Annotated in this window: 12 protein-coding genes and 1 other RNA gene; 4 read left to right on the top strand and 9 right to left on the bottom strand. The window is 63.5% G+C overall.

All coding sequences use genetic code 11. From position 1 onward, the window contains the following. Positions 1-126: 126 nt before the first annotated feature. Positions 127-1788, top strand: coding sequence for a DNA repair protein RecN (recN, locus tag FVW59_RS16190; RefSeq protein ID WP_148065398.1), 1662 nt, complete (start codon positions 127-129; stop codon positions 1786-1788). 60 nt (positions 1789-1848) lie between these two features. On the opposite strand, the gene FVW59_RS16195 is transcribed toward recN, so the two are convergent. The 3 genes from FVW59_RS16195 to fur form a co-directional block, all read right to left on the bottom strand. Further along, complete coding sequence (locus tag FVW59_RS16195) at positions 1849-2733, bottom strand: SDR family NAD(P)-dependent oxidoreductase (protein ID WP_148065399.1); 885 nt, start codon at positions 2731-2733, stop codon at positions 1849-1851. 51 nt (positions 2734-2784) lie between these two features. Next, positions 2785-4035 (bottom strand): cytochrome P450, encoded by a 1251-nt coding sequence (locus FVW59_RS16200; protein ID WP_148065400.1) that lies wholly within the window; start codon positions 4033-4035, stop codon positions 2785-2787. Between the two features lie 204 nt (positions 4036-4239). Beyond that, positions 4240-4659 carry a ferric iron uptake transcriptional regulator gene (gene fur, locus FVW59_RS16205; RefSeq protein ID WP_148065401.1) on the bottom strand — a complete coding sequence of 140 codons (420 nt, stop codon included), beginning with the start codon at positions 4657-4659 and terminating at the stop codon, positions 4240-4242. Positions 4660-4733: 74 nt separating this feature from the next. Between fur and FVW59_RS16210 the strand changes: the two genes are divergently transcribed. After that, the gene (locus FVW59_RS16210) at positions 4734-5126 is read left to right on the top strand and encodes an outer membrane protein assembly factor BamE (RefSeq protein WP_148065402.1); all 393 of its coding nucleotides are present in this window, start codon (positions 4734-4736) and stop codon (positions 5124-5126) included. A 5-nt stretch (positions 5127-5131) separates the two neighbouring features. Here FVW59_RS16210 and FVW59_RS16215 read toward each other — a convergent pair whose 3' ends face one another. Genes FVW59_RS16215 through FVW59_RS16225 form a run of 3 tightly spaced genes read right to left on the bottom strand, consistent with a single transcriptional unit; the run spans position 5132 to position 7270 of the window. Beyond that, positions 5132-5446, bottom strand: coding sequence for an RnfH family protein (locus FVW59_RS16215; protein ID WP_148065403.1), 315 nt, complete (start codon positions 5444-5446; stop codon positions 5132-5134). Next, positions 5443-5889 (bottom strand): type II toxin-antitoxin system RatA family toxin, encoded by a 447-nt coding sequence (locus FVW59_RS16220; RefSeq protein ID WP_148065404.1) that lies wholly within the window; start codon positions 5887-5889, stop codon positions 5443-5445. The genes FVW59_RS16215 and FVW59_RS16220 overlap by 4 nt, the downstream gene beginning before the upstream one ends. 13 nt (positions 5890-5902) lie before the next feature. After that, on the bottom strand, positions 5903-7270 hold the full coding sequence (locus FVW59_RS16225; RefSeq protein WP_246139767.1) for a sodium-dependent transporter: 1368 nt from the start codon (positions 7268-7270) through the stop codon (positions 5903-5905). A gap of 106 nt (positions 7271-7376) precedes the next feature. Here FVW59_RS16225 and smpB point away from each other — a divergent pair, with 106 nt between their 5' ends. Beyond that, positions 7377-7859, top strand: a complete 483-nt coding sequence (gene smpB / locus FVW59_RS16230; protein WP_148065405.1) for an SsrA-binding protein SmpB — start codon at positions 7377-7379, stop codon at positions 7857-7859. 319 nt (positions 7860-8178) lie between these two features. Here smpB and FVW59_RS16235 read toward each other — a convergent pair whose 3' ends face one another. The 3 genes from FVW59_RS16235 to FVW59_RS16245 all read right to left on the bottom strand — a co-directional run bounded on the left by FVW59_RS16235 (position 8179) and on the right by FVW59_RS16245 (position 12014). Next, positions 8179-8946: a sulfite exporter TauE/SafE family protein gene (locus FVW59_RS16235; RefSeq protein ID WP_246139768.1), complete on the bottom strand. Its 768-nt coding sequence runs from the start codon at positions 8944-8946 to the stop codon at positions 8179-8181. A 39-nt stretch (positions 8947-8985) separates the two neighbouring features. Further along, positions 8986-10776 (bottom strand): N-acyl-D-amino-acid deacylase family protein, encoded by a 1791-nt coding sequence (locus FVW59_RS16240; protein WP_148065406.1) that lies wholly within the window; start codon positions 10774-10776, stop codon positions 8986-8988. Between the two features lie 164 nt (positions 10777-10940). Next, positions 10941-12014, bottom strand: coding sequence for an Ldh family oxidoreductase (locus FVW59_RS16245; protein ID WP_148065407.1), 1074 nt, complete (start codon positions 12012-12014; stop codon positions 10941-10943). Positions 12015-12158: 144 nt separating this feature from the next. Between FVW59_RS16245 and ssrA the strand changes: the two genes are divergently transcribed. Then, positions 12159-12551: a transfer-messenger RNA gene (ssrA, locus tag FVW59_RS16250) on the top strand. The last annotated feature ends 233 nt before the right edge of the window (positions 12552-12784 follow it).

Genomic DNA, 12784 nt, shown 5'->3' on the forward strand with positions numbered 1-12784 from the left:
TTTTTGTTCGCAAAAAAGGGCTCTGACCCCGCCGAAAAATCGACACGTGCCGGCACCCGGATGTTCCAGCGGGGCCGGCAACGCGTTATAAAAGACGGCAACACTGGCAGGAGCTCCGCAGGTTTTATGCTCACCCATATCAGCATCCAGAACTACACCATCGTCGAAGCGCTGGAGATGGAATTCAGCGGCGGCATGACCGTGATTACCGGCGAGACCGGCGCGGGCAAATCCATCATGCTGGACGCCCTCGGCCTGTGCCTGGGTGACCGGGCAGACCCCAAGGCGGTGCGCCACGGCACAGACAGGGCCGACATCAGCGCCTGTTTTGACCTGGCCGACAATCCCGCGGCCCGCGACTGGCTGGGCCGCCGCGACCTGCTGCAGGGCGAGGAATGCCTGTTGCGCCGGGTGGTGACCGCCGAGGGCCGCAGCCGCGCCTACATCAACGGTAGCGCCAGCACCGTGCAGGACTGCGCCGAACTCGGCGGCCTGCTGATCGATATCCACAGCCAGCACGCCCACCAGTCCCTGCTGCGCAAGGGTGTGCAGCGGCAGCTGCTGGACGCCTTCGCCGGCCAGCGCGAACTGGCCCGCGGCGTCGAGAAAACCGCCTCCGACTGGCTGCGCCAGCAGCGCGAGCTCGAACTGCTCACCGGCGCCCGCGACGAGCAGACCGCCCGCGCCCAGCTGCTGGCCTACCAGGTGGAGGAACTGGATGCCCTGGCGCTGCAGGAGGGCGAGCTGCCCGAGCTGGAGGCGGAGCTGAAACAGCTGGCCAACGCCGAAGACATACTGCGCAGCGCCCACCAGGCCCTGGAGTTGTGCGAGGAACTGGCCAGCGACAGCCGCCGCGCCCTGCACCTGATGGAAGACGACGCCCATGCCGGCAGTGCCGCCGGCAACGCCCGGGAACTGCTCGATTCCGCCGCTATCCAGTTGCAGGAGGCGCGCTCGGAGATTCAGCATCATATCGACGCCGTCGAGGTGAACCCGGAGCGTCTGCAGGAGGTGGAGAAGCGACTCGAGGCGATCTACGACATCGCCCGCAAACACCGCGTAAAGCCGGAGAATCTTGCCGAACTGCACACCCAGCTGGCGGAGGAGGCCGGCGCACTGGCCGGCGGTGGCGCGCGCATCGAGGAACTGCAAGCAACACTGGCAGAACTGCTGGCGCGCTACGAAGCGGATGCGGGTAAATTGTCCAAGCTGCGCGTCGGCGCTGCCCGCAAACTGGAAAAGGAAGCCGGCAAGGTGCTCGCCACCCTGGCCATGGAGCACTGTCGCTTCGAGATCGCCCTGCCCCGCCGCGAAGGCGGTGCCCCCCACCCCCAGGGGCGGGAGGAAGTGGAACTGCTGATCAGCACCAACCCCGGCAGCCCGGCCCAGCCGCTGGCAAAAATTGCCTCCGGCGGTGAACTGTCGCGCATCAGCCTGGCCGTGCAAGTGGTCACCGCCAGCTCGAGCGCCCTGCCCTGCATGGTCTTTGACGAAGTCGACGTGGGTATCGGCGGCGCGGTCGCCGAGGTGGTTGGCCGACTGCTGCGCAAGCTGGCCGCGGACACCCAGGTGCTTTGCGTCACCCACCTGCCCCAGGTGGCATCACAGGGTCACCAGCATTTGCAGGTCACCAAGATCAGCAGCAAACAGTCCGCCCACACCGAAATGGTCCGCCTGGACGGCGAGCAGCGCACCGAGGAAGTGGCGCGCATGCTGGGCGGGGTGAAGATGACCGAGCAGACCCTCGCCCATGCGCGGGAGATGCTGGCTCAGGCGGAGGAAAGCTGAGAGACCATGGCGAAAAGATAGCGGCTCCGCGCCCCCCAGCGCGGAGCCGCCCCTTCCCCTTCAACCATGCAGGCCCGCCTCAATCGGGCACTCGCCCCGGGCCAGCTTGCGGGCGCGCTCCACCAGGGTTTCCTCCATGGCTTCGCGGCCGATCATGATTACGAAGTCGCCCTTGTGCAGGCCGTCCAGGGCGAACTCGGCGAGTTCATCCAGGTCCTGCACCGGCAGGTCTACGCCGATGGCCTTCATGCCTTCCATGAACTCATCAAAGGTCATTTCACCGCCGGCGGGCACCGGCTTTTCCCGCGCCAGTTCCGCCGGGCGGTTGCGGCGCGTGGTCCAGATGCCGGTGGGCAGAATACCGCCCGAAGGATAGAAAATGCAGGCGCGCAGCTTGCTTTGCTGGCCCACCAGTTGCGCGTTGAGGCACTCGGTGATGATGGACACCCCGGCCTTGCTCGATGCGTAAACCGACTGATCCGCCAGCGGTGAAATACCGCCGTCGCCGGAGCTGGTGTTCATGATGATGCCCTCCTCCCCGGACTCCAGCATGCGCGGCACAAAGGCCTGGATACCGTGGACCACACCGCGCACGTTCACACCGTGTACCCACAGCCAGTCGTTGGGGGTGGTTTCCCAGACATTGCAGTTGGTCACCGACACGCCGGCGTTATTACACAGCACGTGGCAGGCGCCGAACTCCCCGAACACCGCATCCGCCAGCTCGTTGACCGATTCTGGCTTGGACACATCGGTGACGATGGAACGAATCACCGCGCCCTCTACCTCCCCGGCCAGTTCCGCCGCAGTGGCCTCCAGGGCCGGCGCTTCCACGTCCGACAGCACTACTTTCGCGCCCTGTTTGAGAAAGGCGCGGGCGAGGGATTTGCCGACACCGCTGGCGCCGCCGGTGACCACGGCCACCTTGTTATTGAAGTCCTTCATGAATCACTCCTGGCAGTTGTTGTTTATTGTTAAATGAATTGGCACCGCGTACTACGCGTTGGTTTTTACCCACAATTCCCTGAACACCACGGCGTTGTGGTCACTGCCGTCACGCTCTGGCTCGCCGTCCAGTTCGAGTTTGGGAAAACGCCGGAACAGCTCGCACATCGTCAGGTAGAGCTGACGCTTGGCCAGCGCGGCGCCGATGCAGTAGCGCGGGCCGTAGCCAAACAGCACGTCGGGATTGAACTCCCGCTGTACATCGAAGCGCTCGGGTTCGCTGTAATAGGCAGGGTCGCGGTCTTTCAGGTGGGGCATCAGCAGCACCATCTGCCCTTTGCGAATCTGCTGGCCCAGCAGCTCCATATCCTCCGGCGCATAGCGGGCGAAGCCCATCTTGGACTGGGTGGACCAGCGCATGATTTCACTGAAGGCGTTGGAGAAGGCGTCCGGCGAGGCCAGTGCAGTGGCTACCTGCCCGGGGTGCTTGAGCAGGGAGTAGACCGACCACTGCTGGGCGACCAGCGTGGTGTCGGCACCGGCGCCAATCAGCGCGAGGATCAGGGTGACGATGTCCCATTCACTGAATTTGTCGTTCTCGGCCTCGATTTTCAGCAGCACGCTGAGAAAATCATCGTCCTCGCCCGGGTTGGCGCGGCGCTCGGCGATCACCCGCTGCAGGATTTCGATGGCTCGGTTGCTGTCCTGCCGGGCCGCCTCGCGACGCTCATCGGAGATGGTCGGGTTCCAGGTCTCGGTGAAGGTGAGCACCACCCGTTCGATCTCGGGCCAGTAGCGCTCGGGCACACCGACCATGCGACTGATGGAAATAAAGGGGATACGGCTGGCGATCTTCTCGATGTAATCAAAGCGTTCGACATCGCCCAGCTCGTCGAAGAGCTTTTCCACGTCCGGCTTGATGCGGCGCTGGATCTCATCCACCACGTTGCGGGAGAAGGCCGGTGACACCACCTTGCGAATCAGGCGGTGATGGTCGTGGTCGGCCAGCAGGCTGTGGCCAATCATGGCGCGCTCAAAATTGCTCCACTGGTCTTCGGGGGGGCGCGGCGGGGCGAATTCCCAGTCGTAGAAATCCGAGGACAGGTACTCCCGCCGCCAGCAGTCCATGATGTCCGGCATGCGGGTCATGATCCAGGCCTGCCAGGGGGCGTACCACACCAGCGGCCCGCGACTGGCCAGCGCCAGGCACTGGGGAATGGGGTCGCGGAGGTAGGCCTCTGAGGACGGGTCAAACAGGGTTTCGATCGGGGTGTTGTTATTGGCTTCTGTGGCGGCGTTCATGGCCTCGCTCCTGTGGCGATCACTCGACGAGCACAAATATACATATGTGCATTTTTGCTCACAAGTTTACTTTTATTAATCTGGCGACAGGCGCGGCCCGCAGCGTAAAACAACGCCGCCACAGAAACACAAACCCCGGCCTGGGCCGGGGTTGGGAAGGAAAGTCGAAAATCGTCCGGAGAGAACCCGGGAGACGGTGGCGCTCTACTTGTCGTCGGACTTGCGTACGTAGAGCACCAGGGAATGATCCACCAGTTCGAAGCCGTGCTGCGCGGCAATTTCGCGCTGGCGCCGCTCAATGATCTCGTCGTGGAACTCCACCACGTCGCCACTGCTCACACAGACCATGTGGTCGTGGTGATCGCCCCGGGCCAGTTCGAACACCGAATGCCCGGTTTCAAAATTGTGGCGCGTCACCAGCCCCGCCGTCTCGAACTGGGTGAGCACCCGGTAAACAGTGGCCAGGCCAACATCCTCGCCCGCATCCAGCAGGGCGCGGTAGACATCCTCGGCGCTGAGGTGCTCGGCACTGTCACCAGTGGATTCCAGTATTTGCAGGATCTTTACGCGAGGCAGGGTGACTTTTAGGCCTGCTTTGCGCAGTTCCTGATTCTCTACGGCCATGGGCGAGGGGTTCTCGTTGCGTTGCGGTGGGGGTATGATGCCACCCCTGTTACTGAAGTGGAAGTTTAGACCCTATGCGCAGCCTTTTCCTCCTGCTGATTGCGATTTCCCTGAGCGGCTGCGGCGCCCTGGGCTTTCCCGGCGTATACAAGATCGACGTGGAACAGGGCAACCTGGTGAATCAGGACATGGTGGATCAGTTGCAACCCGGCATGAGTCGCCGCCAGGTGCGCTTCATACTCGGCACACCGCTGGTGGAAGACCCCTTCAACCAGAGCCGCTGGGACTACCCCTACGTGCTGCGCAACGGCAACGATATTATCCGCAAGGCGCAAATGACGGTGCACTTCGATGGCGACAGCCTGGTGGATGTCACCGGCGATTACCAGCCTGACTGGGCCAGCGGGAGCACCTCAGATGACAGCGGCGACAGCGCCGAATCCGATTCCGACGACAGCCGGGCCTGAGCCCGTCATTCCCCGGCGTCGTCCTTGCGCCGCTCCTTGACCCGCGCAGCCCGCGCCTTGCGTACCTCCTTGGGATCGGCAATCAGCGGGCGGTAAACCTCCACCCGGTCGCCCTCGCGCAATTCCTGCTGCGGGCCCACCACCTTGCCAAAAATCCCCAGCTTGGCACTATCCACGTCCAGGCCCTCAAACAGGCGCTCCAGTCCGGCCCGGCGCACGGCGTCAATGGCTGTGGTGCCCCGCGCAACCTGCAGCGGCACAATGGCCTGCTTGTCCGGCAGCGCGTAGGCTACCTCCACGTGGATACTTTCAGCGCTCACCGCACTCCCTCCTGTCCATAAACCTGCCTGGCGCGCTGCCCCAGCGCATCCACCAGATTGTTGCTCACTTTGTCGAAGAGTCTGGCTGCCGCCAGGCCAAGCACCGCATTGGACGCAGTGAATTCAAGCTGCAGGGTCACCTTGCAGGCGCTCTCGCCCAGGGGCTTGAAACCCCAGTAGCCGTGAAAGCGGTCGAAGGGACCGTCCAGCAACTCCAGGCGAATGGCACGGTTTTCCTCGAGAAAATTGCGGGTGCTGAAGCTGTGGCTGATTCCGCCCTTGGACAGATCCAGGCGCGCCTCCACCAGGTTGCCTTCGCAGCGCAGGATTTCGGCGCCCACACAACCGTCCATAAAGGCCGGGTAGGCCTCGATGTCATTGACCAGATCGTATATCTGCTCTGCCCGATAGGGCAGCAGCGCGCTGCGGTTGATGTTCGTCATGCGTCCTGTGAGGTCAACTCGCCGGCCACCACCGCGACCAGGCGGCCGTCAGCAGGACCAGCGCAATAGCCGGCGGGGCAATATAACGTAACAGCCCGTACCAAAGCGAAAAAAATCCGTCCTGCTCGCGGTACAGGCAGGCCCGCAGCAGCTCTCGCCGCATGCGCCAGCCGGCGAACAGGCACAGCAGCAGGGCATTGAGCGGCAGCAGCCATTCACCCAGCAGTCGATCCAGTTGTACGAACAGGCCATCCGGCCGCGCCGGGTTATCCGCCAGCGAAACCGACAGCAGCACCACCAGGGATGCGCACAGGCCACCGGCCGCCAGCACCGCCGCGCCGCGGCGCAGGGGCAGGCAACTGCGCAGGGCCTGCACCACCACTTCCAGCAGGGCAATGGCGGCACCCAGTGCGGCAACCACCACCATCAGGAAGAACAGCGCTCCGAACAACTCGCCACCAGTGGCGTTGCCAAAGGCATAGGGCACCGCCACAAACAGCAGGCCGGGGCCCGCGGTGGGGGCCAGATTGTGGGCGAACAGCACCGGAAAGATAGCGAGTCCGGCGGCGATGCTGATCAAGCTGTCGAACAGGGCAATGGCAATCACGCTGCGCCCTACCGGAATACGCTCGGGCGCACTGGCACCGTAGACGATACCCACCGCCAGGCCGATGCCGAGGGTGTAGAAGGCCTGTCCCAGTGCCGCCCGCAAAGAGTGCAGATTGAAATCGAGCAGCTGGGCGGAAAACAGAAACTCGCGGGCAGCGGACAGGTCTCCCTCCGCCATGGCGTAGCGCACCAAAACCCCCAGCAGCGCGATCAAACCCGGCAGCAGCAACCACGGCGCCAGGCCAAGCCCACGGCGCAGGCCGCAGCCCACCACCAGCATCACCGTCAGCAAAAACACGGCCTGCCAATACAGTTGCGCGGGCAGGTCCAGCAGCAGCTGCTCGAAATACTCCCCGACATTGACCAGACTGGCGGAGGAGAAGGCCCCATCGTGAATACTGCTGGCAAAGGCCAGTGCCCAACCGGCCACAACCACGTAATAGGCCAGTAGCAACAGGGCGGACACGCTGGCCAGCACGCCGACCCAGACCCAGTGGCGAGAGCGCAGGGAGCGGTCGGCACTGTCGCGCAGCGCCTGCAACGGCCCGGCGCGGCTGTAATTGCCCAGCGCCACTTCGGCAATCAGCACCGGCACCGCCAGTACAAACAGGCACAGCAGGTACAGCAGCACGAAGGCGCCGCCACCGTGCTCACCGGTGAGATAGGAAAAGCGCCAGAGATTGCCGAGACCGACGGCAAAAGCCGCCAGGGCCAGCACGAAGGTCATCCGGGAGCGCCACTGGGCCGGGGCCGAAAGGTTACGCAGCAGCAAGTGAAAAATACCCTTTTATCATGGAGTTAGATTGCATCAGGGCCGCCGCGATGAAAAGGGAAAGATTCACCTTCCCCGCGCCGCAGCGCTCCGTATAATGCGCGCCATGGCCAAGAAGAAACCCAAAGTCTCTGACAACGTGATCGTGCGCAACAAGCGCGCGAGTTTCGATTACCAATTGCTGGAAACCTTTGAAGCCGGGGTTTCCCTGACCGGCTGGGAGGTCAAGAGCCTGCGCATGGGCAAGGCCCAGCTGACCGACTCCTATGTGCTGATGAAAAACGGCGAGGCCTGGCTGCTGGGTGCCCAGATTACGCCGCTGGATACGGTGTCGACCCATTTCGTCACCGACCCCACCCGCACCCGTAAACTGCTGCTACACAAGAAAGAGCTGGCAAAGATCCTGGCGGCTACTGCCCAGAAAGGCCAGACCTGCGTCTGCACACAGCTGTACTGGAAGGGGCACCTGGTGAAAGCGCGCATCGCCCTCGCCCAGGGCAAGCAGAGCCACGACAAGCGCGACACCGAGAAGGACCGCGACTGGGGCCGGCAAAAGCAGCGCATTATCCGCGACAACGTCAAGCAATAAGCCGTCCCGCCTGCTTATGCAGGAACAGTCTAAGCCGCGACTTGCGAAAGCGGGCCCGGCCAACCATAGTTAAAACGCAGCCGGCGCCCGCGCCCTCCACCTGGCAATTGGCAAAGGCAACAACACCGGCTGCGGCAATACGGTTATGACACCGCAATACTCTCCCATGGAGGAGAGCGCCAGGCGAGGGGCCCTGGCGCGATGCAATCCCCTCGCCACAGGCTGACAAACCGTCCCGGCCGCATTCGGGTGGCACTCTGCCAGTCGACTGCGGCTTTCTATTGTCCGGACTCCAATCCCTTCCTGCGCCTGTGTGGATTCACATGAGCGCCTGCAGTGTTGTCGTTACCCCCACGGCCATCAATACAGCCACCGCCACCTGCCGGTACAGGCGGCTGCCATAGCGGTGGAACAGGTAATAGCCCAGCCGGTCGCCAAGCAACATGGCCGGGAAGGCCAGCAGGAACAGCAGCGGCGATTGCACCGTAACCAGGCCGGCCAGGCTGTAGGAAGCCAGAGCCATCACCGCCGAGAACAGGAAGAAGGTCATCAGCAGGGCGCGCGCTCGTCCCGGGTCACTCTCCGCCGCCACCGCATATACCACCACCGGCGGGCCGGGAATGGCAAAGGCGCCATTCAGAACGCCGGATGCGGCACCGGCCGCCGCCCGCCATCGCGCTCCCGGGCGCGGCCCCTCTTGCGCAGGGCGATACAGGGTCAACGCCAGCGAGGCGGACACGACCGCCAGCCCAATCCACAACTGGAACTGTGCTGGCGACAGGCCCGCCAGCAGGGAAGCCCCGACCAGGGTACCCAGCAGGGACAGTGACAGCATCGGCAACATGGGGCGCAGAGGATACTGCCCCCAGTAGGTTTTCAGGGTCAGCAAGCTGACCGCCAGCGTCAGTGATGCGCTGAGCACCACCGCCTGCGTGGGTGGCATGATCATGGAGAACACCGGCACCGCCGCCAGCGCAAAGCCGAACCCGGTGAAGGCGCGCATCACCGCGGCGAAGACGACCACAGCCCAGACCAGCGCCAACTGCGCAAGGTCGAGCTGAACCAGCCAGTCACCCGCCAGGCTCACAGTGCCTCCCCCGGATGCCGGTAGCTATCGGGACTCTGTTCAGGCTGCTGCGCGCTCCGCCAGTTGGTTCACCCGCACCAGCCGCCCCGGATACGCTCCGGTCAGCTGATCGTTCTCCAGCACCACCTCGCCGGCGACAATCACGGCGCGATAGCCGCTCGCCTCCTGCAGCAGGCGCTGCCCGCCAGCGGGAAGATCCTGCACCATGTGCGGCGCGTGCAGTCGCAGGCGCTCGATGTCGATCACATTGAGGTTGGCCTTGAGCCCCACGCGGATGCGGCCGCGATCACCCATGCCACAGTAGTCGGCGATATCGCTGGTCAGTCGGCGCACCGCGTCTTTCAGCTCCAGCTTGCTGCCACGCTGGCGATCGCGAGTCCAGTAGCTGAGCAGGTAGGTGGGGAAGCTGGAGTCACACACCGTGCCCACGTGGGCGCCGCCGTCCGACAGCCCCATGATGGACAGCGGGTGCTGCATCATGGTGTACACATTGTCGTAGTTCATCTCGGTGTAGTTGTAGATCGGGAAATAGAGCAGTTCCCGGCCGTCGTTCTCCAGCATGAGATCGTAGATCATCTCCAGCGTGGGTACGCGGCGGTCCTTCGCCATCTGCAGCACCGAGGTTTCCTCGGTCTGCTCGTAGTCCGGGTTTTCACCCAGGCGGAAGGTTTTGCTGGCGACAAAGTCCACCGCTGCCAACAGGGCGTCGGCGATGGGCGGCACCGGCGTGCCATCGCCGGCCATCGGCTCGGACTTTTCGCTCAGCAGCTGCGCCTTGAAGGCCGGATCGCGCATCTGTTCGACCCGCTCCGCCAGCGGCAGGTGACAGATACGCTTGTAGCTCGGAAAACCGATAAATGGGTGGAATGTACACTGCAGGCCCACGGTCACACCAATGCCCCGTGGGGCCGTCTGCAGGCGCATGTTCAAGCCCTGTTCGGCGGCCTGCTCCGCCCGCTTGATAATGCGCAGCCACTGGTCCGGCGCGAAGTCCCGCTGCATCAGCGACAGGGAAAAAGGGCGGCCGTTGGCGGCGCGGGCGAAGGTTTCCAGCAGGTCAAACTCTTCGTCAAAGCGGTCGCCGTCGTCGGCCACTCGCTCCAGGTTGAAATCGTTGACCGCCTGCAATACGCCGTGGGAAAGGCCGTCAAAGGCGCTGGCGATGCCCGCCAGTTCACCGCTGGAGGCTTCCGAGGATGGCGTCCAGTCGCCGTCCGCACTGCGATGTACATCGGAGCGCCCCGTGGAGAAGCCAATGGCGCCCGCGTCCAGGGCCTCGCGCGTCAGGCGGCGCATCTCGGCGATGTCACTCTCGGTGGCTTCCTCGTCGAACACGGCCCGCTCGCCCATCACATAGACCCGCAGCGGGTCGTGGGTCACCTGTACGGCAAAGTCGATGCTGTGGGGTTTGGCGTCAAGGGCATCCATGTACTCCGGCAGGGTTTCCCAGTCCCAGGTGATGCCCTCTGCCAGCGCGGTGCCGGGGATATCCTCGACCCCTTCCATCAACCGGATCAGCCTGTCGCGGTCAGTGGCGCGCACCGGCGCAAAGCCCACGCCACAGCTGCCCATCACCACGGTGCTCACGCCGTGATTGATGCTGGGCTGCAGGTCCGCATCCCAGGACACCTGCCCGTCGTAGTGCGTGTGCAGGTCGATAAAGCCGGGGGTTACGATCTTGCCGGCGGCGTCGATCACCTGCGCGGCTTCGCCAGCGCATTCGCCCACCGCCACAATGAGCCCGTCCTTTACCGCGACATTGCACTGCACCGGGTCGTTACCTTCACCGTCGAAAACGGCGCCATTGATGATCTTGAGGTCGAATTGCATGGTCTCTCCCCGGCTGCGGCCGGTCCTGTCTTCTGCTGGAACGGTCCGGGCCCATGGCCCGGTCACACTATGGGCAGAAGTCTAGACAAGCCCGCTGTGGGCAGTAAGGGTTAAATCAGGCCAAGTCGGGTGATTACAGGCCGGGGCGGAATGTCAGGCACCGATTACAGCCCACCCTCTGCCTGCAGTGCTAGGGGCAGAGGGATAGCAAACTGCTCCGCCCACGGGGCGAGGTCAGCCATGATGCCCGGGTAAAGGTCCACCCCCTGGGCCAGCTGCTGCTGGCGCAGCTCCCAGGCGCGCCGCCCGGGGAAACGCGCCGGGGGCTGCCCCGCCGGCACTGCGCTCTGCTCGCAAAGCGACTGCAGCGCGCCGAGCTGGCGGCGAAAGTTCTCCGGCGTGGTAAAGGCGCCGGGATCGATAACCTGCAGAAACACCGAATTGGCTTCGCCGTCATTACGCGCGGCCGCATCGGCCCGCCCGTAACCGCCCAGGGCCATACTCAATACTTCGGTAAACACCGACAACGCGGCACCCTTGTAACCGTGGGCGGCGCCGCCGATGGGCATGATGCTACCGCCCTCCCCCAGCGCCGCGGGGTCATCGGTGATCTCCCCCGCGCGGTTCTTCAGGCAGGGTTCGGGCAGCCGCTTGCCCTCCCGCTGCGCGCGCGCCACATAGCCGCCGGCGGTAATCGACATACTGATATCGAACAACAGCGGGCAATCTTCCCCCGGCGCCGCGAAGGCGATAGGGTTGGCTGAAAACAGCGGATCGATACCGCCAAAAGCGCTGACCGTATTTTCCGCCGGGGTGGAGCAGGTCATCAGTACCGCGTAACCCGCCTCCACGATGCGTGGCAGGTAGGCGGCAAGGCAGGCGATGTGCTGGCTGCGGCGCAGGGTGGCCGTCACCACACCGTGCTCCGCCACCCGAGCCAGCGCCTGATCCAGCGCCAGGCGCACCACCCAGGGCCCCGGCAGAAAACCGGCGTCCCAGTTAAACAGGGCGCCGCGATCAGCCAGTACCTGCGGTTCCCCGTCAACGCGGCTCTCGCCACCCTGCAGCCAGCGCAGATTGTGCGGCACCCGGTTCAGGCCGTGAGTGGAAAAGCCCATCAGATCCGCCTCCAGAAACACCTCGGCAAGTACCGCGGCACGCTCCGGTGCCAGGCCTGCCCCTGTAAACAGGCTGGCGGTAAATTGCTGCAGGTCTTCGGCCTTGTAGCGCGCGGTCATTGCATATCCCTGTCCAGTAAATTCACTTCACCCTAGTGCAGAGCGCCCCCCGTCATCAAGCCGGCTGCCGCACGGTATGGGAACTTTCGCAAAATTCACGGTCAAAGTCTGTGCGGAGTGCGTTATACTCCGCGGTTCACTTATGGGGGCGATCTGGATTCGACGACGGTTACAAACCCTGAGGTGCATGCCGTGATGGTAGCGAATCACGTTAATCCAAAGCTGCAAACTATTAGTTGCCAACGACGACAACTACGGTGCTCAACTGGCTGCGTAAGCAGTCCGCTGATAACACCTTCTAGTGGCTTCGGCCCTAGCGGTCTTTAGCAAGGTGCCAGTATCGCGCTATTGACTGTCATACAGAACTGGATCGCTGTGAAGCCTGCCTGGGGTGGATCGGCTAAAACTTATACAGGCTCGCCAATCACGTCCTGACCGTTGGGCTGTGAACGGCTAAATCAATTAACGGAAACTAAGCATGTAGAGCCGAAGGCAGAGTGCTGGCGGACGCGGGTTCAATTCCCGCCGCCTCCACCAAACACGCCAAACTGAAGGGCCTGGATATTGACTTGTCCAGGCCCTTTTCTTTTCCAGGATCAGCGTAAGTATGCTGGCTCTGCCCTATAAACGGCACCGGAAAGGTGGGCTCTACCCCATAAACGGGGGATGGGCATCCATCCGTACCCGATTGATAATGCCATCCCACCCACAGTGGGTCAGTACCCTCAACCGGTAATTCTCAAAGTTTCTGAAGCCGTAGGCCCGTCTCG

Origin of the sequence: Parahaliea aestuarii (assembly GCF_008064635.1) — a bacterium.
Taxonomy (GTDB): Bacteria; Pseudomonadota; Gammaproteobacteria; order Pseudomonadales; family Halieaceae; genus Parahaliea; species Parahaliea aestuarii.